Source organism: Skermanella sp. TT6, from assembly GCF_016653635.2.
GTDB classification, from domain to species: Bacteria; Pseudomonadota; Alphaproteobacteria; order Azospirillales; family Azospirillaceae; genus Skermanella; species Skermanella cutis.
The window spans coordinates 1,640,618-1,665,829 of record NZ_CP067420.1 but is presented as its reverse complement, the minus strand read 5'-3'; the positions used below and the strand labels follow the sequence as shown (position 1 = coordinate 1,665,829).

Here is a 25,212-nt window from a genome sequence, read left to right as displayed (position 1 = left end):
CCGGGGATCAGCCTCCCGCCCACCAGGAGCGGCCGGAATCCACCGCGGCGCGCACGGGCTTGACGATCCGCTCGACCTCCGCGGCGACCCGATCCTCGGGCACGCCGGGAAACAGGTCGCGATAGCACTGGCGCGCCAGCTCGGCGGCGGTCGCGTCGTCGGCCCTGAGGCTTCGCGCATTGGCGTAAGCCTCCGCCACCGCCACCTCGTCGTCGACACCGCCCGCCATTCGAAGCACTCCCCCGATCGATGGAGGATACAGTACCCCGAAGACACTTCGATATTAAACTAAATTTAGTTAGGAATTTCGGTTTAGGACGTTGGAACAGGACGCGGAACGATCGTCTCGATCGCCTCATGCCGCCCCGGCCGGGAGCCGGTGCCGACCTACCGCCAACGATACCGGGGCCGTCAGACCATGGAGGCGACGTCGGCTCCGCCGGTCGGATAGGCGAAGGGGGTCTCCGCGAGCCGGTCGGCGGTGATCCCGTGGCGGATGGCCAGCGCGAACAGGTTGATCACCTCGTCGGCATGGGGACCGACGAGATGGGCGCCCAGGATACTGCCGGTGCCCTCCTCCACCAGGACCTTGTGGCCGGAGCAGGGCTCGTTGAGCCGCCGGGCGCTGAACCAGTCGCCGGTGACGGCGTGGTTGACCCGGAAGCGCAGTCCCCGGCGCGCCGCCTCCTCCTCCTGCAGGCCGACGGACGCGAGCGGCGGCAGGGAGAAGACGACGCTCGGCATCCCGCCGTAATCCACCCGGCGCCCGGCCCGGCCGGTCAGGTTGGCGACCACCACCTCGGCATCGTGGCTGGCCTTGGGGGTCAGCGGCATGCCGGAGGCCGCCGCGTCGCCCGCGGCGAAGACGCGCGGGTTGGTGGCGCTGCGCAGATGGCCGTCGACTTCCACGCCGCGCTTGCCCGCGGCCACGTTCCCGGCCTCCAGGTCCAGCCCGCCCAGGTTCGGCACCCGTCCGGCCGCGTGGACGACCAGGTCGGCATCGAACCGGAGGCTCCGCCCTTCCTGGTCCGCATGGACGCGGTAGCCGTCGGCGGTCCGCTCCACCACCGTGACGGCGGTCCCGACCCGGACGTCCACCGGCAGGTCGTGGGTCCGCTCGACCAGCAGGTCCACCAGGTCGGGATCGAAACCGGCCAGCAGCCGCACGCCGCGCTGGAGCATGGTGACCTCGGCGCCGGCACGCACGGCGAGATGGGCGAACTCCATCGCGATGTAGCCGCCGCCGACCAGCGCGACGCGGCGGGGCAGCCGCTCCAGGTCCAGGAAGCCGTCGCTGTGCAGCAACAGGTCGGCACCCTCGATCGGCAGGTCCGCCGGCCTGGAGCCCGCCGCCAGCACGAAGTGCCCGGCCTGCAGCACGGCGTCGCCGACCGCCATGGCGTCGGGAGAGACGAAGCGGGCGGTGCCGTGCAGCATGACGATGCCGGCGTCCGCGAGGGAGGTTTCCTTGGACGGGGTCACCGGGTCGGTGAAACGCCGCTTGAAACCCATCATCGCGCGCCAGTCCGGCACCGCCGGCTCGGCGAAGATGCCGACCTCGCCCAGTTGCGCCATGGCCGCCACGGGCTCCGCCGCCGCGCGCAGCACCTTCTTGGGATCGCAACCCCGGAGCCGGCACGTCCCGCCATAGGGAAGCTCGTCGACGATGGCGACGTCGAGACCCGCCGCCCGGCACCCTTTCGCGATGGCCGTTCCGGCGACCCCGGTCCCGACCACGACGATGTCAAAGTTTCGGGTCATTTCGGTCCTCCCCAGGGCCGAGCGCCCTTCGATCAAACAGTGATGCCGTTCCGCGTCCTGCAACAACATGCCGGACGGAGACTTGTCATCATGCTTCCCGCGAGGGATATCAGGCGACCTGCTCCGTCCAGACAAGGAAACTCTTGAGGGTATGGGCCCCGAAGGTCGTAATCATCGCGACATCCGCGGCGTCGCGGCCCTTCGCGATGGGGATGCGGCCGATCCGCGGCTGGTTGTGGCGCGCGTCGAACATGTGCCAGCTTCCGTCCAGGTAGACCTCGAACCACGCGTTGAAATCCATCGGGAACGGCAGCGCCTCGATGCCGATGTCGCCCAGGTAGCCGTTGACGAACCGGGCCGGGATGTTCAGCGCGCGGCACAGCGCGATGGACAGGTGGGCATAGTCGCGGCACACGCCCCTTCGCTCGTCGAAGGTCTCAAGCGCCGTCCGGGTGTTGCGCGCGTGCCGATAGCCGAACTCGACCGCGCCGTTCACCCAGTCGCAGACCGCCTGCACCCGGTCCCAGCCCTCCGGCACGGAGCCGAACAGGTCCCAGGCGGCCTCGGACAGCAGGTCGGTCTCGCAATAGCGGCTGCCGAACAGGAAGGGCAGCACCTCGGGCGGCAGCCGGTCGACGCGGTGCCGGCGCGCGCCCGCGTTCCTCAGGTCGGGCACGCCGCTATCGCGCACCAGCCCGATGGAGCGGAAGGTGGTGACGCCGGGGCCGACCACGGCGCGGGAGCACCGGTTGCCGTAGACGTCGAGGAACTGCTCCACCGGGACCGCGGGAAACGTCTCCGCCACGTCGCGCTTCAGCAGGCTGCGTTCGCGGCTTGGGTGGACGCTCAGCAGGAGCAGGACCGTGGTCGGCCGGGCCACCTCGATGGAAAATTCATAACCGACCTTGATGACGATTCCGGGGTCGGTTCGCTCCATCCGAAATGGTGCAATGATGATCGACACGCGCCTTGACACTCCAAGCCAAATTCCGCGGACCTTATTATTGCCGATTGGTCGGGTCAAATGCCCGTGACGAATAGCTGGCTGCGGCATTTTGGGTAGATTGATTAAAAAGTTCGAACCATGCCGCCATTCTGTTCGTTACCCGTTATTGATGATCGGAACAGACGACGCCGGGACACTATGCCGCTCCATTTCCTCCTGACGGCTCTTCTTCTGCTGCCGCCCCTGCCGGCCCTGGCCCACGGGCTGACCGTGATCCCGCCGGAAGGGATCTGGTACGCGTGGTCCATCGATCCCCTGGTGCTGGTCCCGCTCGCCCTGACGCATTGGCTCTATGGGCGCGGAGTGGCGCGGATGTGGAGCCGAGCCGGAACCGGGCGGGGCGTTCCCCGCTGGCGGGCCGCCTGCTTCCTGACGGGGGAGCTCACGCTCGTGCTGGCGCTGGTATGGCCGTTCGACGCGGTGGGCGGCACGCTATTCTCGGCCCACATGGTCCAGCACATGCTGCTGATGGTGGTGGCCGCGCCGCTGCTGGTGCTGGGAACCCCGCTCGCCCCGATGATGCTGGCGCTGCCGGAGGGCTGGCGACCCGCCGCCGCCGGGATGGTGCGGAAGCTCCGGCCGGGGCGGTTCCTGACCCGGCCCTCGGTCGCGGCGGTGATCCAGGGCGTCGCCCTGTGGGCCTGGCACGCGCCGGCGCCGTTCCAGGCGGCGCTGTTGGACGACGCGATCCACACGGCCGAGCACGTCACCTTCATGGCGAGCGCGGTGCTGTTCTGGTGGAGCGTGCTGCATGCAGGCCGCGACGGACCCGGCGGCTACGGGGCCGCCGCGGCCTGGACGCTGGTGACCGTGATCCACGGCGGCATGCTGGGAGCCCTGCTGACCTTCGCCCGGACTCCGCTCTATCCGGCCTACGGCGATTCCGCCTCGCTCTGGGGGCTGACCGCGCTGGAGGACCAGCAGCTGGCCGGGCTGATCATGTGGGTCCCGACCGGCATCGTCCATCTGGGCGCCGGGCTATGGCTGATCGGGGCCTGGCTCTCGGCGGTCGAGCGCCGCAACGCAAACGTCACGGAACCGACCTGAGGCTGCGCTGTTGGGGACGGACGATCGCGGAGAGGGCAAGCCCCCGGCCCGCGAGACGAGTTCAACCCGGCAAAGGAGCACACCATGGCTGTCAAGACGATGCAGGACCTGATGATCGAGGAACTGCGCGACATCTATCATGCGGAAAAGCAGCTGACCCGCGCGCTCCCGAAGATGGCCCGGGCCGCGTCGAACGAGCAGCTCAAGCAGGCGTTCACGCAGCATCTCGAGGAGACCCGCGGCCAGATCGAGCGCCTGGAGCAGGTCTTCGAGAAGCTGGACACCCGGACCCGCGGCAAGCACTGCCACGCGATGGAAGGGCTGATCGAGGAGGCCAAGGAAGTCATGGAGATGGGCTTGGCGCCCGAGCTGCTCGACGTGGCCCTGATCGCCGCCGCCCAGAAGGTGGAGCATTACGAGATCGCCGGTTACGGCACGCTGCATGCCCTGGCCTCGGCTTCCGGCATGAAAGAGGTCGCCCAGCTCCTCGAAGAGACCCTCAACGAGGAAAAGAAGACCGACGAGCTGCTGAACAAGCTGGCGGTGGGCGACGTCAACAAGAAGGCCATGCAGGCCGCCGCCTGATCTTCCGGCACACCTGAAGACCACCCCGCCCCCTCCCGGGGCGGGGTTTTCGCTGCCCGCCTACTCCACGATTAGCTTTTCCAGGGTCTCCAGCCGGTCGGCCTCGGCCGGCGGCTTGTCCCAGCGGATGCGGGCGACGCGCGGGAAGCGCATGGCGACCCCGCTCTTGTGGCGCGTCGAGCGGTGGACGCTGTCGAACGCCACCTCCAGCACCAACCCCTGCTCGACCTCGCGCACCGGGCCGTAGCGCCGGGTCGTGTGGTTGCGCACCCAGCGGTCCAGCATCCCCAGTTCCTCGTCGGTGAAGCCGGAATAGGCCTTGCCGACCGGCACCAGCTCGTCGCCCTTCCAGGCGCCGAACGTATAGTCCGAATAGAAGGACGACCGCTTGCCGTGGCCGCGCTGGGCGTACATCAGCACGGTGTCCAGCGTCAGCGGCCCGCGCTTCCACTTGAACCACGGCCCCTTCGGCCGACCGGCGACATAGGGGCTGTCGAACCGCTTCAGCATCAGGCCTTCGATGGAGCTCTCCCGCGCGCCGTCGCGCAGCTCCGCCAGCTCGCCCCAGGTCGAGAAGGGCAGCATGGGCGACAGGTCCATGCGGCGCGGAAGCGTCCGGGCGTACCAGTCCTCCAGCCGGCGGCGCCGCTCGTCGAATCCCTGCTGCCGCAGATCCTCCGGCCCGTCGAACAGGATGTCGTAGAGCCGGACATGGGCGGGGAAGTCCAGCAGCATCCTGGCGGTCACGGTCTTGCGGTTGAGGCGCTGCTGAAGGTCGTTGAAGGGCGCCACGGCGCCGTCGCGCAGCACCAGCAGCTCGCCGTCCAGCACGGCGTCGAACGCCATCGCCTCCAGCATGTCGGGGAAGGCAGGGCCGATGTCGTCGCCGGTGCGCGAATAGATCCGGCATTCACCCCCTTTGGCGACGAGCTGCACCCGGATGCCGTCCCACTTCCATTCCGCCCGGTAGAGGGCGGCGTCCAGCGCCGCGATGTCCTCGTCCTCCAGCGGGTTCGCCAGCATCAAGGGTCGGAAGCCCGCCCCCTCGCCGACGGCGGGCCGCTCCTCCCGCCCTTCCAGCCAGGCGAACAGCGGCAGGTAGGGCGGCGTCAGGCCGTGCCACACCTCTTCTATGTCGTCGACATTCTGGCCGCCCCACTCGGCCAGCGCCGTCTTGGCCAAGCGGGCCGAGACGCCGATCCGCAGCGAGCCGGTGATCAGCTTGATCAGGGCGTAGCGGCCCTGGGCGTCCAGCGCGTCGAGCCAGCGCTCGACCAGCCGGGGCACGTCGGCGCGCCTGGTCTCGGCCAGCGTCTCCACCACCTCCGCCAGGGTCGGCTGGTGGTTGGCCCCGGGGCGCCGAGGCCAAATCAGGGAGATGGTCTCCGCCGTGTCGCCGACGAAGTCGTAGGACCAGCCGTAGAGCACCGGATCGACCCGCGTCATGACCAGGTTGCGGAGCGCCGCCGGCTTGGCGTCGGTGAAGGTCAGGCCGCCGGTCAGCGCCGCCAGCGCGATGCCCCGTTCAGGGTCGGGCGTGTGGCTGAAATAGTCCGCCATCAGCCGGATCTTGCCGTTGCGCGACGGGGTGAAGACCAGGGCGTCGATCAGTTTGGCGAACCGCTTCACAGCAGCGCCCCCTGGGCCGGGGCCGCCCCTGCCGCCGGCGGCTGCTCCAGGTCGGGAAGCTCTCCCTGCCCCTCCTCGTCGAAGCCGACCAGCGCCAGGGCGCGGGCGCGGATGCCCCGGCCGGTGGCGTGATGGACCAGCGCCTCCTCCCGCCCGTGGGTGACCCAGACCTCGGGGGCGCCGACTTCCTCGAGGGTCATGCACAGCTCGTCCCAGTCGGCATGGTCCGAGATCACCAGCGGCAGCTCGACGCCGCGCTGCCTGGCCCGCTGGCGCACCGTCATCCAGCCCGAGGCCATGGCGACCACGGGGTCGGGCAGCCGGCGGGCCCAGCGGTCCGCCACCGCCGAGGGCGGCGCCATCACGATATGGCCGACGAAGGCATCCTTCTTCAGCCCGGTCGCCGGCACCAGTTCGCCCAGGTCCACCCCCAGCTCCCGGTAGAGGTTGCACAGCGGGATGTGCGCGCCGTGGAGGAAGATCGGCTTGTCGTAGCCGGCCTGGCGGATCAGGGCGATCACCCGCTGGCACTTGCCGAGCGCGTAGGCCCCGACCACGTGGCTGCGCTCCGGGAACAGCTCGACCGAGTGGAGCAGCCGGGCGATCTCGCCGCCGTCCGGCGGGTGGCGGAACACCGGCAGGCCGAAGGTCGCCTCGGTCACGAACACGTCGCAGGGCACCGGCTCGAACGGCGCGCAGGTCGGATCGGCCCGGCGCTTGTAATCGCCCGAGACGACGATCCTGCACCCCCGGTACTCCATCACCGCCTGGGCGCTGCCCAGCACATGGCCGGCCGGGACGAACCGGACGTCCACCTCGCCGATGCGCACCGTCTCGCCATAGGGCAGCGGCTGGAGCGCCCCGCCCGCCGCCTCGCCGTAGCGGGCGCGCATGATCGCCAGGGTGTCGGGGGTCGCGAGCACCCGTTCGTTGTTCGGACGGGCATGGTCGGCGTGGCCGTGGGTGATCACGGCGCGTGCGGCCGGGCGGACCGGGTCGACGAAGAAGTCGCCCGGTTCGACGTAGAGACCCTGGGGCAGCACCTTGATCCAGGATTCGGGAGGCCAGGCTTCTGGGAGAGCGGTCGGAGCGGTCATGGTGGATATATGGGCAACATCGCGGGAAAAAGCCAAACCCGCCGTCATCCCGGCTCTTGCGGTATCACCCGTTCTAAGTTCATCCTGTTCTTTAGAAGGATTCCACGAAGGAGAGGCTTACCCCATGGAGCCCACCGTCGCCTGCATCGGTGCCGCCCACATCGATCGCAAGGCCATCGCTGCCGGTCCGGTCGTCCCGGGAAGTTCGAATCCCGTCAGCATGCGGCTGGGAATGGGCGGGGTCGCCCGCAACGTGGCGGAGAACCTGGCCCGCCTGGGGCTTCCGGTGACGATGGTCAGCCGGGTCGGCGCCGACCGCGAGGGCGACGCTGTGCTCCAGGGGCTGGCCGACGCGGGCATCGGCGTGGACGCCTGCACCCGTTCGGCCACCTCGCCGACGGCCTCCTACACCGCGCTGATCGACCGCGGCGGCGAACTGGTGGTCGGGCTGGCCGACATGGGCATCTACGACGAGCTGACGGCGGAGCTGATCGAGCCGTTGCTGCCCCGCCTGGAGCGCATCCCGGTCTGGTTCATCGACTGCAACCTGCCGGCGGAGTCGCTCCGCCTGCTGCTGCGCCGCAAGCCGGAGGGCTGCACCGTCTACGTGGACTGCGTCTCGGTCGCCAAGGCCGCCCGGCTCCAGGGCATCCTGCGCGGCATCGACACGCTGTTCGCCAACGGGGACGAGGCGGCCTACCTCTCCCACGTTCCGATCCGCGCGCCCCTGGACGTGTGCGAGGCCGGCTACCGCCTGATGTGCAACGGCGTGGGCAGCGTGGTGATCACCCGCGGCCAGGAAGGAGCCTTCGTCGCCTCCCCCTTCGACTATGATTTCTTCCTGCCGCCGCCGGTCGATGTCCACGAGGTGACGGGCGCCGGCGACGCGCTGGTGGCGGGGGTGATCTTCGGCCGGATCGGCGGCCATTCCATGGAGGACGCCATGCGGATCGGCCTCGCCTGCGCCGCCTGGGCGGTGGAGACCGCCGAAACGGTGAACCCGTCGCTCAACGCCGATCTCGCCATCGAACGCGCGGGACTTTTGCGGAAATCCGCGTAGACTGCCGGCATGCACGATTACCTAGCCATCCACCCCGAGGTCGCCGAGGCGCTCCAGGCCAGAAAGGCCGTGGTCGCGCTGGAGTCGACCATCATTTCCCACGGCATGCCCTATCCGCGGAACGTGGAGACGGCCCGCCTGATGGAAAAGACCATCCGCGACGGCGGCGCCGTGCCGGCGACGATCGCGGTGCTCGACGGCCGCATCCGCATCGGACTGACCGACGACGACCTGGAGCATCTCGGCAACAGCCAGGCCCAGGGCCGCGAGGTCATGAAGCTGAGCCGGCGCGACCTGCCGGTGGCGCTCGCGACCCGCGCCGACGGCGCCACCACGGTCGCCGCCACCATGATCTGCGCCGCGCTGGCGGAGATCGCCGTCTTCGCCACCGGCGGCATCGGCGGCGTCCACCGGGGCGCGGAGAGCACGCTGGACATCTCCGCCGACCTGGACGAGCTCGCGACCACCAACGTCGCCGTGGTCTGCGCCGGCGCCAAGGCGATCCTCGATTTGCCCAAGACGGTCGAGTACCTGGAGACCCGCGGCGTTCCCGTGCTGGGCTATGGCACCGACGAACTGCCGGCCTTCTACACCCGCTCCAGCGGCATCCGGCTGGCGTCCCGATGCGACAGCCCGGCCATGGTCGCCCGGATCCTGCGCGCCAAGTGGCAGCTCGGCCTGAACGGCGGCGCCGTGATCGCCAACCCGATCCCGCAGTCGGCGGCGCTCGACCAGGACTTCGTCGACGACGCCATCGCCCGGGCGCTGGCCGATGCCGACGCGCAGGGCGTCAAGGGCAAGGACGTGACCCCGTTCCTGCTGTCCCGCCTGGAGGAACTGACCGGCGGCGCCAGCCTGGAAGCCAACATAGCCCTGGTCCGCAACAACGCCGCCGTGGCGGCCTCCATCGCCCACGCCTATGCCGAACTGAGCGCGGAGACGGCGCTGCCGCCGAAGCCGCACCTGACGCGGACGCGGCCCTGGTACTGACGGGTAGCCGGCGCTTCCGGTTTTCTGGCCACAGATGGACGCAGATAAACTCGGATGAGCTCCGGCATACCGGCGCTTCCGAGGACGGCCGGCGCTTGTCCATGAACCATATCTGCGCCCATCTGCGTGCATCTGTGGCCAAGAAATAGAACCTCCCAACGCGTCCCCGTCAGCCGTCACCCCGTGGCCCACGGCTTGCTTGTCGTCCGCGCGATGAAACGGTGATGACAATCCACAGGAACGTTGGAATTGCGCCTTCTGGTCGTCGATGAGAACCCCGAGAGGTCCGATGTCGTCCTGTCCGGCCTCAAGGAGGCCGGTTACGACGTGGTCGCCACCATCAGCAAGGACGACGACCTGCGCGAGGGCATCAGGACCCACCGGCCGGACCTGGTCATCATCGACCTGGAGTCCCCCTACCGCGACTATCTGGAGAACCTGATCACGATCAACCGCGAGAACCCGCGGCCGATCGCGATGTTCGTTGCCCAGGAAGACAGCACGCTCATCAACGAGGCCATCGAGACCGGGGTCAGCGTCTATGTCGCCGACGGGCTCAGCCCCAAGATGGTCAAGTCGATCCTCCAGATCGCGATCGTGCAGTTCACCAAGTTCCGGAAGCTCCAGGAGGAACTGGACAGGTCCAAGACGGCGCTGGCCGACCGCAAGGTGGTCGAGCGGGCCAAGGGCTTGCTGATGGCCCACAAGGGCGTGACCGAAGAAGAGGCATACCGCTTCCTCCGCAAGCTCGCCATGGACCAGAACAAGCGCCTCGCGGAGATCGCCGAGAACATCCTGTCGCTCTCCCAACTGTTCAAGGGCTGACGAGCCCGTCACCCAAACCGTTGAAATAGCTTGGTTTGCCCGACCGGCCCCTGATCATTTTCCAGGCAGAATTGCGCACTGCACAATTTTTGACCGGCAGTGGCGGGATCGCAGGCATTTCGGTGGCCGTTCGGACGGCCCGGCTGGAGCGGAAACCAGGCTCCCCGCGGCTTTCCGCGCCTGCCGAATGTTGGCACATGGCTTGCTAGTATGAATAGCGTGCGGCGCGGCGATCCAATGGCGGAGCGCCAGGCGCACGAGACAGTGTCGGTCCAACGGCGGAACGACCTACCCCGGATAATGGCGTCCGAATGCCGAGCGGCTCCCAACAGCCCGCTCGACGTTCCGGCGCCTTTTTTATTGCCGAGATTTCGGCCGATGGAGCGAGCGATGTCCAAGGACCCTGCACTGTTCACCTCCAAGCTCACCGCCCGGCAGGACCGCCGCGGCATTCTCAAGGCCGGCGCCTCGCTCGCCGGCACCGCGGCGCTGCTCTCCGCGATCAGGGCGGCCACCCCGGCGGGTGCCTGGGCGGCCGGCACCGACGGGATCGAGAAGACGAAGCTGACCCTGGGCTTCATCCCGCTGACCGACTGCGCGCCGCTGGTGATCGCCTCCGAGAAAGGCTTCTTCGGGAAGCACGGCCTGGAGGTGGCGCTGTCCAAGGAGGCGTCCTGGGCCAATATCCGCGACAAGGTGATGATCGGGGCGCTCGACGGCGCCCACATGCTGGCCGGCATGCCGCTCGCCGCGACGCTCGGCATCGGCGCGATCCAGAAGCCGACGGTCACCGGGTTCTCCATGGACCTCAACGGCAACGCCATCACCGTTTCGACGGCCCTCTACGACCGCATGGTCGAGATCGACCCCGAGACCATGAGGAAGCACCCGGTCGGCGCCGCCGCCCTGAAGAAGGTGATCGACGCCGACAAGAAGGCCGGGAAGGAGCCGCTGACCTTCGCCATGGTGTTCCCGGTCAGCACCCACAATTACGAACTGCGCTACTGGATGGCCTCGGCCGGGATCGATCCGGACGAGGACGTCCGCCTGATCGTGATCCCCCCGCCGCAGATGGTCGCCAACCTCCAGGCCGGCAACATCCAGGGATACTGCGTCGGCGAGCCGTGGAACGCCCGCGCCGTGCAGGCCGGGATCGGCCGCACCCTGGTGACGAACTACGACATCTGGAACAACAAGATCGAGAAGGTCTTCGGCGTCAACCAGGACTGGGCCGACGCCAACCCCAACACCCACAAGGCCCTGATCCGCGCGCTGATCGAGACGGCGCAGTGGATGGACGAGCCGGGCAACAGGATGGAGGTGGTCGAGATCATCTCGCAGAAGGCCTACGTCAACGCCCCGGCCGACGTGGTCAAGATGTCCATGACCGGCACCTTCCAGTACGCGCCCAAGGAACCGGCGCTGCCGATGCCGGACTTCAACGTGTTCCACCGCTACGCCGCCAATTTCCCGTGGCGCAGCCAAGCGGTGTGGTACCTGACGCAGATGGCGCGCTGGGGCCAGATCGAGCAGCCCATCAACTTCGCCAGGACCGCCGAGGCGGTGTTCCGCACCGACATCTACCGCGAGGCCGCCAAGGAACTGGGCGTCGCCTACCCGACCGTGGACTGGAAGTCGGAAGGAGCGCGGGCGGAGCCCTGGACCCTGGCGGACGCGACCCGGCCCATCGTCATGGGGCCGGACCGCTTCCTCGACGGCCGAACCTTCGATCCGGCCGACCCCGTGGGCTATCTGCGCGGCTTCGAGGTCTCCAAGCCCAGGATTGACCTGGACGCCCTCGCCCAGGCGAACGTCTGAATCGTCCGTCGCTCCAGATCATCAAGGAGTTTCCAGACATGACCAGCGTCCCGGTGGACGAGACCACGCGCTCGCCCGCAGTCCAGCCGCAATCCTCCCTGCCCGCGGCCCCGTCGGCGGCGGCCCGCCTCCGCGAACGGGTGTTCCAGGCGCTGCCCGACATCGTGCTGCCGGCCATCACCCTGCTGGTGGTCCTGCTGGCGTGGCACCTGGTGGCCGTCAACCTGGGCGGCGGCTTTCCCGGCATCGGGGAAACCTGGGAGCGCGGCGTCGAGTTGCTGTCCGACCCGTTCTACAGCAACGGTCCCAACGACATGGGGCTGTTCTGGCAGGTGCTCTACTCGCTGGGCCGCGTGATGGCAGGCTTCCTGCTGGCGGCCCTGGTGGGAGTACCCGTCGGGTTCCTGATGGGCTCCAGCGCGATCTTCCGCAAGGGCTGGGCGCCGCTGATCCAGATCCTGCGGCCGGTCAGCCCGCTGGCCTGGCTGCCGATCGGGCTGCTTCTGTTCCGGGCGGTCGATCCCTCCGCGATCTTCGTGATCTTCATCACCAGCATCTGGCCGATGATCCTGAACACCGCGGCGGGGGTCGAGGCGATCCCCAACGACTACCGCAACGTCGCCGCCGTCCTGCGGCTGAACCGGATCGAGATGGTCCGCCACATCCTGCTGCCCGCCACCCTGCCCCACGTGCTGACCGGCATGCGCCTGTCCCTGGGCATCGCCTGGATGGTCATCGTGGCGGCCGAGATGCTGACCGGCGGCATCGGCATCGGCTTCTTCGTCTGGGACGAATGGAACAACCTTAACGTGTCCAGCATCATCGTCGCCATCGTGGTGATCGGGCTGGTCGGCATCCTGCTGGACATGGGCATGAACCTGATCCAGCGCCGCTTCGACCACACCAAGCGCTGAAGGGACACCCGACATGACCGCATATCTCAGCATCGAAGGCGTCGGCATCACCTTCAACCCCCGGAAGTCGCCGGTTCCCGCCGTGCGCGACGTGGACCTCAAGATCGCCCGGGGCGAGTTCGTCAGCATCATCGGCCATTCCGGCTGCGGCAAGTCCACCCTGCTGAACATCGTCGCGGGCCTGCTGAAGCCGACCCTGGGCGGGGTCTTCCTCGAAGGGAAGCTGGTCGACGCGCCGGGTCCCGACCGGGCGGTGGTGTTCCAGAACCACTCCCTGCTGCCCTGGCTGACCGTCTACGACAATGTCCGGCTGGCCGTGGACAAGGTGTTCGGCAAGACCCGCGGCGCGCAGGAACGGCACGACTGGACCCTGCACAACCTGAACCTGGTCGGCATGTCCCATGCCACGGGCAAGCACCCGTCCGAGATTTCCGGCGGCATGAAGCAGCGCGTCGGCATCGCCCGGGCGCTGGCGATGGAGCCCAAGGTGCTTCTGATGGACGAGCCGTTCGGCGCCCTCGACGCGCTCAACCGCGCCCGGCTCCAGGACGCGCTGATGCAGATCCAGAACACCCTGCGCAACACGGTCATCATGATCACCCACGACGTGGACGAGGCGGTGCTGCTGTCCGACCGCATCGTGATGATGACCAACGGCCCCGCCGCCACCGTCGGCGAAGTGCTGGACATCCCGCTGGAGCGCCCCCGCAGGCGCCTCGACCTGGCCGACGACGCGACCTACGCCCACTGCCGCGGCGAGGTGCTGCGCTTCCTCTATGCCCGGCATCGCCCCGCCGACGCCGATGCCGCCTGAGCCGGAGACTCCCCCCATGGACATGATGGCAAGACCCAAGGAACGCCTCGTCGTCGTCGGCAACGGCATGGCCGGCATCCGCACCGTCGAGGAACTGCTCCAGCGCGATCCCGACCGGTACGAGATCACCGTGTTCGGCGCCGAGCCCCACGTGAACTACAACCGCATCATGCTGTCGCCGGTGCTGGCCGGCGAGAAGACCTTCGACCAGATCGTCCTGAACGACCGCTCCTGGTACGAGCGGAACGGCATCACCCTGCTGACCGGCGAAAAGGTCGAGACGATCGACCGGGAGGCCCGGACGGTGACCTCGGTCGGCGGCAGGACGGTCGGCTACGACCGGCTGCTCCTGGCGACCGGCTCGGACCCGTTCATCATCCCGGTGCCCGGCCGCGACCTGCCCGGCGTGGTGACCTTTCGTGACATGTTCGACGTGGAGTCCATGCTGAGGAAGGCCGCCGACGGCGGCAGGCACGCCGTCGTGATCGGCGCCGGCCTGCTGGGGCTGGAAGCGGCCAACGGGCTGGCGGTCAACGGCATGAAAGTGACCGTGATCCACCTGATGGGCACGATCATGGAACGCCAGCTCGACGAGGCGGCGGGTTTCCTGCTCCAGCGCGAGCTGGAAGGCCGCGGCATCTCCGTGATGACGAATGCCGACACGAAGGCCATCCTGGGCGACGACCACGTGACCGGCGTGCTGCTGAAGGACGGGCGCGAGATCCCGGCCGACCTGGTGGTCATGGCGGTCGGCATCCGGCCCAGCACCGGGCTGGCGAAGTCCGCCGGCCTTGCGGTCGAGCGCGGCGTCGTGGTGGACGACCATATGGTGACCTCCGACCCCGCCATCCTGGCGGTCGGCGAGTGCGTGCAGCACCGCGGGGCGACCTATGGCCTGGTGGCGCCGTTGTGGGAGATGGCCCGGGTCTGCGCCGACCAGCTCGCGGGCAGGCGGGACTCCGCCTATGCCGGCTCGGTCACCAGCACCAAGCTGAAGGTGACCGGCATCGACGTGTTCTCGGCCGGCGACTTCGGCGGCGGCAAGGACTGCGAGGACATCGTCTTCCGCGACGCCGCGCGCGGAGTCTACAAGCGCATCGTGCTGAAGGGGGACAGGATCGCCGGCGCCGTGCTGTACGGCGACACGCGGGACGGCGCCTGGTACTTCCAGATGCTCCGGGAGGCGGAGAACGTCGCCCCCTTGCGCGAAACCCTGATTTTCGGCCCTGGATTCGGGGGCCAAGGCTTCGGGGGTGCCGCCGCAAACCCTAAGGCCGCCGTTGCCGCCCTCTCCGACGATGCGGAGATCTGCGGCTGCAACGGCGTGTGCAAGGGCGCCATCACCAGGGCCATCGCCGACAAGGGCCTGACCACGCTGGACGACGTGCGGTCGCACACCAAGGCGTCCGCCTCCTGCGGGTCCTGCACCGGGCTGGTCGAGCAGCTGCTGGAGCTGACGCTCGGCGACGGCTACCAGGCCGCCGCGGCCGCCAAGCCCCTGTGCAAATGCACCCACCATCCCCACGACGACGTGCGCCGGCTGATCGTCGCGGGGGAGCTGAAGAGCATCCCGGCGGTCATGCAGGCTCTGGAATGGAAGACGCCCAACGGCTGCCATGTCTGCCGGCCGGCGCTCAACTACTACCTGCTGGCGGCGTGGCCGGGCGAGTACCGGGACGATTACCAGTCCCGTTTCGTCAACGAGCGGGTCCACGCCAACATCCAGAAGGACGGGACATATTCGGTCGTGCCGCGGATGTGGGGCGGCCTGACCTCCGCCAAGGAGCTGCGGGCCATCGCCGACGTGGTGGACAAGTTCGCCATCCCGACGGTCAAGGTCACCGGCGGCCAGCGGATCGACCTGTTCGGCGTGAAGAAGGAGGACCTTCCCGCCGTCTGGAAGGACCTGAACGACGCCGGGATGGTCTCCGGCCACGCCTATGCCAAGGGGCTGCGGACGGTGAAGACCTGCGTCGGGTCCGAATGGTGCCGGTTCGGCACCCAGGATTCGACCGGCATGGGCGTCAAGCTGGAGCGGATGACCTGGGGCACCTGGACCCCGCACAAGGTCAAGCTGGCGGTCTCGGGCTGCCCGCGCAACTGCGCCGAGGCGACCATCAAGGATTTCGGCGTCGTCGCGGTGGACAGCGGCTGGGAGCTCTACGTCGCCGGCAACGGCGGCATGAAGGTCCGGGAATGCGACTTCCTCGCCAAGGTCGAGACCGAGGAGCAGGTGCTGGAATATTGCGGCGCCTTCCTCCAGCTCTACCGGGAAGAGGCCCGATACCTGGACCGCACGGCGCCGTGGGTCGAGCGGGTCGGCCTCGACTATGTGAAGAAGCGGGTGGTCGAGGACGGCGAGGGCCGGCGCGCCCTGTTCGCCCGCTTCCAGTTCTCGCAGGTGTTCTCGCAGACCGATCCTTGGGAGGAGCGCGCTTCCCGGGGCGTCGATTCCCATGAGTTCGCGCCGCTCGCGATGGTGGGGTGAGGATCATGAAGGAAGACATCACCTGGATAGAGGTCGGCCGGGTCGCCGACATCCCGCCGGCCGGGGCGCGGGTCGTCAAGACGAAGCACGGCGACATCGCGGTCTTCCGCACGGCGGACGACGACGTGTTCGCGGTGCGCGACCGCTGCCCCCATGCCGGCGGGCCGCTGTCCCAGGGCATCGTCCACGGCGCGCGGGTCACCTGCCCTCTGCACAACTGGGTCATCGACCTGGCCTCGGGCGAGGCCGCGGGGCCGGACGAGGGCTGCGCCGGGACCTTCCCGGTGCAGGTCGAGGACGGCCTGATCCGGCTGGGCCTGCGGCCGGGCCAGCTCGCGGCGGCGTCATGACCGGCGCCGTCCGCACCACCTGTCCCTATTGCGGCGTCGGCTGCGGCGTGGTCGCCAAGGCCGGCGGTGCGGGCGGCTGGACGATTTCGGGCGACCCCGAGCACCCGGCCAATTTCGGCCGGCTCTGCTCCAAGGGCAGCGCCCTGGGGGAGACGCTGGGATTGGGCGGCCGGCTGCTCCATCCCGTCGTGGACGGCGGGCGCGCCACCTGGGACGAGGCGCTGGAGACGGTGGCGAACCGCTTCCGCGCGGTCATCGACGAGCACGGGCCGGACGCCGTCGCCTTCTACGTCTCGGGACAATTGCTGACGGAAGACTACTATGTCGCCAACAAGCTGATGAAGGGCTTCATCGGCTCGGCGAACATCGACACCAACTCCCGCCTGTGCATGGCGTCGAGCGTGGCCGGCCACCGCCGCGCGTTCGGCGGCGACGTGGTGCCGGGAAACTACGAGGACCTGGAACTGGCCGACCTGGTGGTGCTGGTCGGCAGCAACCTCGCCTGGTGCCATCCCGTGCTGTACCGGCGGCTGGCGCGGGCCCGGGCCGAGCGCGGAACAAGGATCGTGGTGATCGACCCGCGCCGGACGGCGACCTGCGACGCCGCGGACCTGCATCTGGCGCTGAAGCCGGGCAGCGACGTGGCCCTGTTCAACGGGCTGCTGGCCTATCTGGACCGGTCGGGAGCCCTGGACCGGGATTACATCGCCCGGCACACCGGCGGCTTCGCGGAGGCCCTGGCGGCCGCTGCCGGGGAACCGCGGGCGGTCGCCGAAGCCTGCGGGCTGGACGCCGGCGAGGTCGAGCGGTTCTACGGCTGGTTCGCCGGGACGGAAGCGACCGTCACGGTCTATTCCCAGGGCGTGAACCAGTCGTCTCGCGGGACCGACAAGGTCAACGCGATCGTCAACTGCCATCTGGCGACCGGGCGCATCGGCCGCCCGGGCATGGGCCCGTTCTCGGTCACCGGCCAGCCCAACGCCATGGGCGGGCGCGAGGTCGGCGGGCTCGCCAACCAGCTCGCGGCCCACATGGCGTTCACGCCGGAGGCGGTCGAGCGCGTGGAGCGGTTCTGGCGGGCGCCCCGGATCGCAAGGCGCGAGGGGCTGAAGGCGGTGGAGCTGTTCCAGGCGGTCGAGGATGGCCGGATCAAGGCCCTGTGGGTGATGGCGACCAACCCCGCCGTCAGCCTTCCCGACGCCGGCCGGGTGACCCGCGCGCTTGCGTCGTGCGAGTTCGTCGTGGTTTCCGACTGCACCCGCGACACCGACACCACGGCCCATGCCGACGTTCTGCTTCCGGCGGCGGCCTGGGGGGAGAAGGACGGCACCGTCACCAATTCCGAACGCCGGATCTCGCGCCAGCGGAGCTTCCTGCCTCCTCCGGGCGAGGCCAGGCCGGACTGGTGGATCATCGCTCAGGTCGCGTCCCGGATGGGCTGGGGCGAGGCGTTCGGCTACGGGTCGTCCGCGGAGATCTTCCGCGAGCACGCGGCGCTTTCCGGGTTCGAGAACGATGGCGGGCGGGCCTTCGACATCGCCGCCCTGGCCGATGCCGACTATGACGCGCTGGAGCCGGTCCAATGGCCGGCGCCCGGAACGGCCCGGCTGTTCGGGGACGGACGCTTTCCGACGGCGGACGGGCGCGCCGCCTTCGTGCCGGTGCGGGCGGCTCCTCCCGCAACGCTCCCGGACGCCGGGTTCCCGTTCGCCCTGAATACCGGCCGCATCCGCGACCAGTGGCATACCATGACCCGCACCGGCCGGGTGCCCCGGCTGGCCAGCCACATCGCCGAGCCGTTCGTCGCGGTCAACCCGGCCGACGCCCAGGCGGCGTCACTGGAGGACGGCGGTCTGGCGGTGGTCCGCTCCGCCCATGGCCGCGCCATCCTGCGGGTCCGGGTCACCGGCGACCAGCCGCCGGGCCGGCTCTTCGCGCCGATGCACTGGAGCCGGCAGTTCTCGGCCGAGGGCGCCGTGAACGCGCTGGTCGCCCCGGTCACCGACCCTATATCGGGCCAGCCGGAGCTCAAGCATACCGCCGTCGGCCTGGCGCCCTTCGAGCCGGCCTGGACCGCCTTCCTGATCACCCGGGAGGAGGTTCACCCTCCGGGGGACGCCGAATACTGGTCGCGGGCCAGCGCGGCCGGCTGCAGCGTCCTGACCCTGGCCGGCGCCGCCGCGCTGGCCGACGTGACGGCCTGGGCCGAGACGCTGCTGCCGCCGCTGCCGGGGATCGACTACCGCGATGCGCGGCGCGGGGTTCACCGCTGGGCGCGGCTCGACGGCGACCGGCTGGACGCCTGCCTTTTCCTCAGCTTCGGCCCGACCCTGCCCGCGCGGGAATGGCTGGTCGGCCTGTTCGACGCCCCGTCGATCGACACGGACGCCCGGTGCGGGCTGCTGAGCGGCCGGGCGCCGGCCGGCCGGCCGGACGAGGGACGGGTCGTCTGCGCCTGCTTCGATGTCGGCCTGAACCGGATCGCCCGCGCCATCCGCGACGGCGGGCTGACCTCAGCCGAACAGGTCGGCGCGGCGCTGAAGGCCGGCACCAACTGCGGATCCTGCATCCCCGAGCTGAAGGAGCTGATCGCCGATGCGCGACGCGACCAGGCAGCCTGAGACGCTGCCCTACCTGCCGCTCTTCATGGACCTGAGGAAGGGGCGGCCCTGCCTGGTGATCGGCTCCGGCGACATGGCGGCCAACAAGACGGCCCTGTTGCGCCGGGCGGGCGCCGACGTCCGCAACCTGGCCGCCGCCGACTTCACCCCGGCGGCCCTGGACGATGTCGCCCTGGTGGTGGATGCCGCCGACGACGCGCGCCTGACCGCGGCGCTCGCCGGCCTCGCCAGGGCGCGCGGGGTCCCGCTGAACGTCGTGGACAAGCCGGAATTCTGCGACTTCATCTTCCCGGCGATCCTCGACCGCTCGCCGGTGGTGGTCGCCGTCTCGACCGGCGGGCTGGCGCCGGCCCTGGCCCGGCTGATCCGCCAACGGCTGGAACTGGCGGTCCCCTCGGCTTTCGGAAGGCTGGCGCGGCTGGCCGGGGAGTTCCGCCGCAAGGTGCAGGACGCGCTGCCGACCGCGCGCCAGCGCCTGCGCTACTGGGACGAGGTGCTGGACGGGCGCGCCGGGGACCTGGCGATGCATGGCCGGGAGGACGAGGCCCGTGCGGAGATGGAGCGCCTGCTCGGCCGGACCGCCGCCGACGGCACGGACTCCGGTCCCGGCAGGGTCCATCTGGTCGGCGCCGGGCCGGGCGATCCCGACCTGCTGACCCTGGCCGCGATCCGGGCCATCAAGCGGGCCGACGTCATCCTGTACGACCATCTGGTCGGCGAGGGAGTCCTGGAGTTCGCCCGCCGGGACGCCGAGCGGATATCGGTCGGCAAGCGGGCCGGGCGTCATTCGGTGAAGCAGGCCGACATCAATGCCCTGCTGCTCGAACATGCCTGCCGGGGCCGGCGCGTGGTCCGGCTGAAGGGCGGCGACCCGCTGATGTTCGGCCGCGCGGGCGAGGAGGCGGAATATCTGCGCCGCCACGGCATCGAGGTGTCGATCGTGCCCGGCGTGACGGCGGCGCTCGGCTGCGCCGCCGCGGCGCAGATTCCGCTGACGCTCCGCGGAGTGTCGCGCAGCGTCCAGTTCGTCACCGCCCACTGCCTGGACGACGACGCGACCCGGGCGTTGGACTGGAGCAGGCTCGCCAATCCGGACGGCACGCTGGCGATCTACATGGGGCGAAGCCAGCTGGCGCATTTCAGCGCCAGGCTGATCGAGGCCGGACTGTCGCCGGACACGCCGGCCGCCGCCATCGAGAACGGCACCCGCCCCGACGAGCGGCGCTGCTTCGCGACGCTGGATACCCTGCCGGCCCGCGCCGCCGCCGAGCTGGGCGACGGGCCGACCCTGGTCATGGTCGGCGCCGCGATCGGCCACCGCCCGCAGGAGGCCGCCGCCCCGTTGGACGAGCCGGAGCCGGCACGCTACGCGATGGAGCGTGCCGCCGCCGGCTGAAGCAGTTCCAGGTAGCGGTCCACCGCCCGCTCGACGGTGAACTCCTCCGCCTTGGCGCGCAGCAAGTCGGCGGGGACCGGATTGTCCAGCCCCTGCTCGATCGCATGGGCCAGCGCCTCGGAGTCGCCGACGGGAACCAGCCCGCCGAGCCTGCCGTCCTCCAGGATCTCGCGCGGGCCGCTCGGGCAGTCGGTCGAGACCGTGTTGGTGCCGCAGGCGATCGCCTCGATCAGGACGGTGGGCAAGCCCTCGAACTGGGACGACAGCACGAACAGCGAGGCCTTCGCCATGAACGCCATGGGATTGTCGACGAAGCCCGGCAGCTGCACGTCCTTGGATATGCCGAGTTCGTCGGCAAGCTGCTCCAGGTCCGGGCGGAGCGCCCCCTCGCCGAGGATCAGCAGCCGGGCCGGGCGCTTGGCCCGGACACGCGCGAACGCGAGCAGGAGGTTGGCGAAATCCTTCTGCGGGGACAGGCGGCCCACCCCCAGGATCACCGGCGGCTCCCCCTCGGCGAACCAGGGATGGTTGACCGGCTCGGCGGCGCGGACCAGCAGGTCGGGCGTGACCACGGGATTGTGCGCGACGTCGATTCGTCCCCGGTCCAGCCGCGCGAAACGGGTCAGGTCGTCGGCGACGCCGCCGGACACCGCGATGATCTTCGCCGCGCGGGGATACAGGTAAGGAACCAGCCGGTAGGCCATCCGGAGCGTCGAGCTGGCCTTCGCCCCCATGTTCCGGCTGATCTGGTTGTGCTCGGTTATGGCGATCCGGGTCCGGCCGCCGGCCAGGAGGCGGGCCAGCAGGGCCGCGATGTTGACATGGACCAGGGCCGTCAGCAGCACGGCGGGCCGCTCGCGCCGGAGATAGCGGGCCAGCGCCACGACGCTGTTGACGGTGCGCCGCGTGCCGAGCTCGACCACGCGGATGCCGGGCGGGATGTCGTCCACATAGGCCCCTTCGCGCCGTACGAGGACCAGATCCACGGGGTAGCCGCGCCGCGCGATCCCGGTGGCGAGGGCCAGCATCACGCGCTCGGCCCCACCGCCGTAGAGATCCTGGAGAAACACGGCGATCCGCGAGGGGGCTTCCTGAGCCCCGGCGTGCTGTGTCCGCATTATGTCGCCGAGGGAGATCGCGTCTTCAGTGTGAATCGTCAAAGTGACATCTCCTCAAGGCGGGAGGATCCGGGCGCGCCGGTCGATCCATTTCGAATCAGGTTTAAGTAAAACTGAAGGCTTATCCACAGTCAAAGACGTCAATCCAGGAATAATGCGGTCTGGTAACGTTCCTCAAAAGCCAAATGCCTGTAGCATCGACATTGTGCCTACTTTTTACCAGCACGAATGCGCAAGCACTGAACATTACCCAGCCTGCATTGCCCTGCTTTCGCTTTTATCTGCTCTCCGAAAACCCTTTTCCACCCAAACTCCTGTTGATCATCAACTAATTATTATTTTTGACCAACTCCTCTAGAAGGGGTAGCGGGTATTTTTCTTCGTCGGGATGTGCCATCGCGGTCGGAGGCGGCACCGCCGCCCTGCGGCTTCCTCGGGGGTTTTTGATGTTATTTTTCATAGAAATAATGTAAGTTCATGCTTCCTGAACGTGTTTCCATTCCGAAATTTTACGCAGGAGTTTATTTTATGAAGTACCATGGCAATCTAACAGCGTGCCTGCTGGCTGCATTGACGCTGCTCGCCGCTCCGGCCCAGGCGGCGGACCCGGATTACGGAGTTCCGCTGCCCAATCCCGCGATCCCGGATTACGTCTTCCCGGCGCCGGAAACGGCGCTCCTCACGGCCGTCAACAACGCGGATACGGCTGCCATCTACCGGCACGGCTGGGGTCTCTGGGCCTCGCTGACGGCGCCCACCACCCGGACGGCCTATGGCATCGCCGATGCGCCCGTCTATCTCACCTGGCTGACGAAGCAGGACCTGGTCAACCTGAGCACGGCTGCGACTTCGGCCACCCCCTCGGCCACGACGGCCGGCGCCACGACCAGGGCCGCGGCGTCCGGGCCGGGTCGCAGCCTGGGGCTGAAGCCGCTCAGCCAGCTGCGCAAGTTCGGGATCGACAGCTCTGCGCCCAAGCCGAAGGCGGCGACTCGGGCCGCGGCGGTGACCCCGGACACGCAGGTCTTCGAGACGGTCGCCTATGATCCGACCGCCGCCAAGTTCATCAACGACAACAAGCTGTTCGTCCTGTCGACCATCCAGGCCCTGTACACGGCGGGCCAGGCGGAGATCCCGACCTTCCCGGTCACGGCGGTGTCGATCAAGCCGGTCTACAAGATCGTCTCCCAGTCCGAACTGATCGGCGGCAAGTACTACGCCATGCCGGCCTGGCCGGGCACCCCGGTCGTGACCGCCGAGATCGTGACCTCGGGCTATCCGGAGACGGCGTGGCCCGGATGCGTCTATGTGGACGTCACGAACCCGGGCGCGTCCAAGTCCACCGGGATCGACGGCGCCTGCAGCGGCCAGACCGCGGCCTCCACCTACGGGCTCGGCGACTTCATCAATTATCCCGTGACGTCGAGCAACGTCGCCGCGTTCAACGCCGAAGGATACGACGTCGCCGCCGGCGACTACCTGCTGCTGATGGCGATGCATGTCACGTCGCGCGAGATGGCGGAATGGACGTGGCAGACCTATTTCTGGACGCCGGCCCCGATGAACCCGCCCCTGCCCAGCAGCGACGCGATCGCCGCGGCCCAGCCCGCCGCGCTGAGCATGCCCGCCGCCCACTATGCCATGTCGATCGGCTATCAGATGATCAGCCCGAACCAGCCGATCAACGGCGGCAACAACGACGGCAAGCCCGTGGTCGTCTACAATCCGTACCTGGAGTCCGGGTTCAATGCCCAGGTCTTCAGCGTCAGCCGGCCGGTCACGGACCCCAACACGGGCGTCGCCTGGACGGGACAGGTGGGCGTGGAGACCAACTGCATGACCTGCCATTCCCTGGCCGCCGTCAATTTCGGGACCGGCGGCGGCACGGGTTACGCGACCACCTTCTACATCGGCCGCAACGACCCGATCTTCGCCGGAACGGTGCAGACCGACTTCCTGTGGTCGATCGCCGACGTCGTGTCCTCCCAGCAGACGTCCTCCGCCGTCAAGAAGTAGGCAGGGGAGACTTGAGGCCGCCATGCCGGGACGAGCGCCCGCATGGCGGCCCCGCACCGAAGTTCCTTGGTTGCCAAGGGGCTGCCGCAGTACGATCTGATCCGAGGGACCAAGTCGGATCGGAACGGACAGAGCAAGAAATGACCAAGGTCGGAAATTCGGCGGCGAGCCGCGACAAGGCGTTCTACCTGCACCCCTACACCAACCTGAAGACCCACGAGGAGGTCGGACCGCTGGTGATCGAGCGGGGCGCCGGCGTCCACGTCTTCGACGACGCGGGCAAGGCCTACATAGAGGGGATGGCCGGCCTGTGGTGCACCGCGCTGGGCTTCGGCGAGGAAAGGCTGGTGGAGGCGGCGACGCGCCAGATGCGCAAGCTGCCGTTCTACCATGCCTTCGGCCACAAGGCGCATGATCCCGGCATCGACTTGGCCGAGGCGCTGATCCGCATCGCCCCGGTGCCGATGTCGAAGGTCTTCTTCACCAACTCCGGGTCGGAAGCAAACGACACCGTCGTCAAGCTGGTCTGGTACTACAACAACGCGCTTGGCCGGCCCAACAAGAAGAAGATCATCGCGCGCCAGAAGGGCTATCACGGGGTCACCGTGGCGGCCGCCAGCCTGACCGGGCTGCCGCACCTGCACCGCGACTTCGACCTGCCGATCGCCGGAATCCTGCACACCGACTGCCCGCACTTCTACCGCTACGGCGAGGAGGGCGAGACGGAGGAGGATTTCGCGATCCGCCTCGCCGACCAGTTGGAGCAGCTGATCCTGGCCGAGGGTCCGGACACCGTCGCCGCCTTCATCGCCGAGCCGGTGATGGGCGCCGGCGGCGTGATCGTGCCGCCCGCGACATATTTCGACAGGATCCAGCCGATCCTGAAGCGCTACGACATCCTGTTCATCGCCGACGAGGTGATCTGCGGGTTCGGCCGCACCGGGTCGATGTTCGGGACCCAGACCTTCGGCCTGAAGCCCGACATCATCACCGTCGCCAAGGCGCTGTCGTCGGCCTACCTGCCCATCGCGGGCGTCATGATCTCCGAGCCGATCTACCAGGCCATGGTCCGCCAGTCCGAGAAGATCGGTACCTTCGGCCACGGATACACCTATTCCGGCCATCCCGTGCCCGCGGCGGTAGCGCTGGAAACCCTGAAGATCTACGAGGAGCGCGACGTCGTCGGCCATGTCCGGGCGGTGGCTCCCCACTTGCAGGACGGCCTGCGCCGCTTCTCCGGCCATCCCCTGGTCGGCGAGGTGCGCGGGGTCGGCCTGATCGCCGGCGTCGAGGTCGTGGCGGACAAGGCGACCAAGGCGCCGTTCGACCCCAAGCTGGCGATCGGCGGCCATGTCGCCCGTTTCGCCCAGGAGCATGGGCTGATCGTCCGCGCCATGGGCGACACCATCGGCTTCTCGCCGCCGCTGGTGATCAGCCCGTCCGAGTTGGACGACCTGGTCGAGCGTTTCGGGAAGGCCCTCGACGACACCCTCGCCATGGTGACGGAGAAGGGTCTGGCCGCCGTCGCCTGACGACGGTTTCCGACCGGGTTCCTTGACCAGGATCAATGCCGGATGGACTGAATCGTCTAGTTTCTCGCGACGGCCCGGCGGATCCGGGCCGCCGCGACACGGTGCCACGCTGCATCGCCGTGCTGCCGATTTACATGTTCCATAA

The 25,212-nt window shown here is 68.9% G+C and carries 20 protein-coding genes; 14 read left to right on the top strand and 6 right to left on the bottom strand.

All coding sequences use genetic code 11. From position 1 onward, the window contains the following. Positions 1-7: 7 nt before the first annotated feature. The 3 genes from IGS68_RS07770 to IGS68_RS07760 form a co-directional block, all read right to left on the bottom strand. Positions 8-229 (bottom strand): hypothetical protein, encoded by a 222-nt coding sequence (locus tag IGS68_RS07770; RefSeq protein WP_201078661.1) that lies wholly within the window; start codon positions 227-229, stop codon positions 8-10. A 182-nt stretch (positions 230-411) separates the two neighbouring features. After that, positions 412-1,761: a dihydrolipoyl dehydrogenase family protein gene (locus IGS68_RS07765; protein WP_201078659.1), complete on the bottom strand. Its 1,350-nt coding sequence runs from the start codon at positions 1,759-1,761 to the stop codon at positions 412-414. Between the two features lie 109 nt (positions 1,762-1,870). Beyond that, positions 1,871-2,698, bottom strand: coding sequence for a transglutaminase-like domain-containing protein (locus IGS68_RS07760; RefSeq protein ID WP_247881224.1), 828 nt, complete (start codon positions 2,696-2,698; stop codon positions 1,871-1,873). 207 nt (positions 2,699-2,905) lie between these two features. Between IGS68_RS07760 and IGS68_RS07755 the strand changes: the two genes are divergently transcribed. After that, entirely contained in the window at positions 2,906-3,814 is a 909-nt protein-coding gene (locus IGS68_RS07755) for a cytochrome c oxidase assembly protein (protein WP_201078657.1), read from the top strand. 84 nt (positions 3,815-3,898) lie between these two features. Continuing rightward, positions 3,899-4,399 (top strand): YciE/YciF ferroxidase family protein, encoded by a 501-nt coding sequence (locus IGS68_RS07750; protein WP_201078655.1) that lies wholly within the window; start codon positions 3,899-3,901, stop codon positions 4,397-4,399. A gap of 60 nt (positions 4,400-4,459) precedes the next feature. Here IGS68_RS07750 and IGS68_RS07745 read toward each other — a convergent pair whose 3' ends face one another. Beyond that, positions 4,460-6,028: a cisplatin damage response ATP-dependent DNA ligase gene (locus IGS68_RS07745; protein ID WP_201078653.1), complete on the bottom strand. Its 1,569-nt coding sequence runs from the start codon at positions 6,026-6,028 to the stop codon at positions 4,460-4,462. Beyond that, the gene (locus IGS68_RS07740) at positions 6,025-7,125 is read right to left on the bottom strand and encodes a ligase-associated DNA damage response exonuclease (protein WP_201078651.1); all 1,101 of its coding nucleotides are present in this window, start codon (positions 7,123-7,125) and stop codon (positions 6,025-6,027) included. Before IGS68_RS07740 ends, IGS68_RS07745 begins: the two co-directional genes overlap by 4 nt. 124 nt (positions 7,126-7,249) lie before the next feature. Between IGS68_RS07740 and IGS68_RS07735 the strand changes: the two genes are divergently transcribed. The 10 genes from IGS68_RS07735 (at position 7,250) to cysG (ending at position 20,401) form a co-directional block, all read left to right on the top strand. After that, a complete protein-coding gene (locus tag IGS68_RS07735) occupies positions 7,250-8,185 on the top strand; it encodes a carbohydrate kinase family protein (RefSeq protein ID WP_201078649.1) in 936 nt (311 codons plus the stop codon). Positions 8,186-8,194: 9 nt separating this feature from the next. Beyond that, complete coding sequence (locus IGS68_RS07730; RefSeq protein WP_201078647.1) at positions 8,195-9,175, top strand: pseudouridine-5'-phosphate glycosidase; 981 nt, start codon at positions 8,195-8,197, stop codon at positions 9,173-9,175. A 249-nt stretch (positions 9,176-9,424) separates the two neighbouring features. After that, positions 9,425-10,000 carry an ANTAR domain-containing response regulator gene (locus IGS68_RS07725; protein ID WP_201078645.1) on the top strand — a complete coding sequence of 192 codons (576 nt, stop codon included), beginning with the start codon at positions 9,425-9,427 and terminating at the stop codon, positions 9,998-10,000. A gap of 390 nt (positions 10,001-10,390) precedes the next feature. Beyond that, positions 10,391-11,818: a CmpA/NrtA family ABC transporter substrate-binding protein gene (locus IGS68_RS07720; RefSeq protein WP_201078642.1), complete on the top strand. Its 1,428-nt coding sequence runs from the start codon at positions 10,391-10,393 to the stop codon at positions 11,816-11,818. A gap of 38 nt (positions 11,819-11,856) precedes the next feature. Next, the gene (gene ntrB, locus IGS68_RS07715; RefSeq protein ID WP_201078640.1) at positions 11,857-12,732 is read left to right on the top strand and encodes a nitrate ABC transporter permease; all 876 of its coding nucleotides are present in this window, start codon (positions 11,857-11,859) and stop codon (positions 12,730-12,732) included. Between the two features lie 13 nt (positions 12,733-12,745). Beyond that, positions 12,746-13,546: an ABC transporter ATP-binding protein gene (locus IGS68_RS07710; protein ID WP_201078638.1), complete on the top strand. Its 801-nt coding sequence runs from the start codon at positions 12,746-12,748 to the stop codon at positions 13,544-13,546. 22 nt (positions 13,547-13,568) lie between these two features. Next, positions 13,569-16,034 carry a nitrite reductase large subunit NirB gene (gene nirB / locus IGS68_RS07705; protein WP_201081176.1) on the top strand — a complete coding sequence of 822 codons (2,466 nt, stop codon included), beginning with the start codon at positions 13,569-13,571 and terminating at the stop codon, positions 16,032-16,034. A gap of 5 nt (positions 16,035-16,039) precedes the next feature. Then, positions 16,040-16,384, top strand: a complete 345-nt coding sequence (gene nirD / locus IGS68_RS07700) for a nitrite reductase small subunit NirD (RefSeq protein ID WP_201078636.1) — start codon at positions 16,040-16,042, stop codon at positions 16,382-16,384. Next, positions 16,381-19,005: a nitrate reductase gene (locus IGS68_RS07695; RefSeq protein ID WP_201078634.1), complete on the top strand. Its 2,625-nt coding sequence runs from the start codon at positions 16,381-16,383 to the stop codon at positions 19,003-19,005. Before nirD ends, IGS68_RS07695 begins: the two co-directional genes overlap by 4 nt. Beyond that, positions 18,980-20,401 (top strand): siroheme synthase CysG, encoded by a 1,422-nt coding sequence (gene cysG / locus IGS68_RS07690; RefSeq protein ID WP_201078631.1) that lies wholly within the window; start codon positions 18,980-18,982, stop codon positions 20,399-20,401. Before IGS68_RS07695 ends, cysG begins: the two co-directional genes overlap by 26 nt. Here the strand turns inward: cysG and IGS68_RS07685 are convergent. Further along, positions 20,371-21,561, bottom strand: coding sequence for a glycosyltransferase (locus tag IGS68_RS07685; protein WP_201078629.1), 1,191 nt, complete (start codon positions 21,559-21,561; stop codon positions 20,371-20,373). The genes cysG and IGS68_RS07685 overlap by 31 nt on opposite strands. A 486-nt stretch (positions 21,562-22,047) precedes the next feature. On the opposite strand from IGS68_RS07685, the gene IGS68_RS07680 reads away from it, so the two are divergent. Next, positions 22,048-23,535, top strand: coding sequence for a hypothetical protein (locus IGS68_RS07680; RefSeq protein ID WP_201078626.1), 1,488 nt, complete (start codon positions 22,048-22,050; stop codon positions 23,533-23,535). 140 nt (positions 23,536-23,675) lie between these two features. Next, entirely contained in the window at positions 23,676-25,067 is a 1,392-nt protein-coding gene (locus IGS68_RS07675) for an aspartate aminotransferase family protein (protein ID WP_201078624.1), read from the top strand. The last annotated feature ends 145 nt before the right edge of the window (positions 25,068-25,212 follow it).

Coding starts and splice junctions, on each gene's coding strand:
- IGS68_RS07770 (WP_201078661.1), bottom strand. CDS start 229: ATGGCGGGCGGTGTCGACGACGAGGTGGCGGTGGCGGAGGCTTACGCC.
- IGS68_RS07765 (WP_201078659.1), bottom strand. CDS start 1,761: ATGACCCGAAACTTTGACATCGTCGTGGTCGGGACCGGGGTCGCCGGA.
- IGS68_RS07760 (WP_247881224.1), bottom strand. CDS start 2,698: ATGGAGCGAACCGACCCCGGAATCGTCATCAAGGTCGGTTATGAATTT.
- IGS68_RS07755 (WP_201078657.1), top strand. CDS start 2,906: ATGCCGCTCCATTTCCTCCTGACGGCTCTTCTTCTGCTGCCGCCCCTG.
- IGS68_RS07750 (WP_201078655.1), top strand. CDS start 3,899: ATGGCTGTCAAGACGATGCAGGACCTGATGATCGAGGAACTGCGCGAC.
- IGS68_RS07740 (WP_201078651.1), bottom strand. CDS start 7,125: ATGACCGCTCCGACCGCTCTCCCAGAAGCCTGGCCTCCCGAATCCTGG.
- IGS68_RS07735 (WP_201078649.1), top strand. CDS start 7,250: ATGGAGCCCACCGTCGCCTGCATCGGTGCCGCCCACATCGATCGCAAG.
- IGS68_RS07730 (WP_201078647.1), top strand. CDS start 8,195: ATGCACGATTACCTAGCCATCCACCCCGAGGTCGCCGAGGCGCTCCAG.
- IGS68_RS07720 (WP_201078642.1), top strand. CDS start 10,391: ATGTCCAAGGACCCTGCACTGTTCACCTCCAAGCTCACCGCCCGGCAG.
- ntrB (WP_201078640.1), top strand. CDS start 11,857: ATGACCAGCGTCCCGGTGGACGAGACCACGCGCTCGCCCGCAGTCCAG.
- IGS68_RS07710 (WP_201078638.1), top strand. CDS start 12,746: ATGACCGCATATCTCAGCATCGAAGGCGTCGGCATCACCTTCAACCCC.
- nirB (WP_201081176.1), top strand. CDS start 13,569: ATGATGGCAAGACCCAAGGAACGCCTCGTCGTCGTCGGCAACGGCATG.
- nirD (WP_201078636.1), top strand. CDS start 16,040: ATGAAGGAAGACATCACCTGGATAGAGGTCGGCCGGGTCGCCGACATC.
- IGS68_RS07695 (WP_201078634.1), top strand. CDS start 16,381: ATGACCGGCGCCGTCCGCACCACCTGTCCCTATTGCGGCGTCGGCTGC.
- cysG (WP_201078631.1), top strand. CDS start 18,980: ATGCGCGACGCGACCAGGCAGCCTGAGACGCTGCCCTACCTGCCGCTC.
- IGS68_RS07680 (WP_201078626.1), top strand. CDS start 22,048: ATGAAGTACCATGGCAATCTAACAGCGTGCCTGCTGGCTGCATTGACG.
- IGS68_RS07675 (WP_201078624.1), top strand. CDS start 23,676: ATGACCAAGGTCGGAAATTCGGCGGCGAGCCGCGACAAGGCGTTCTAC.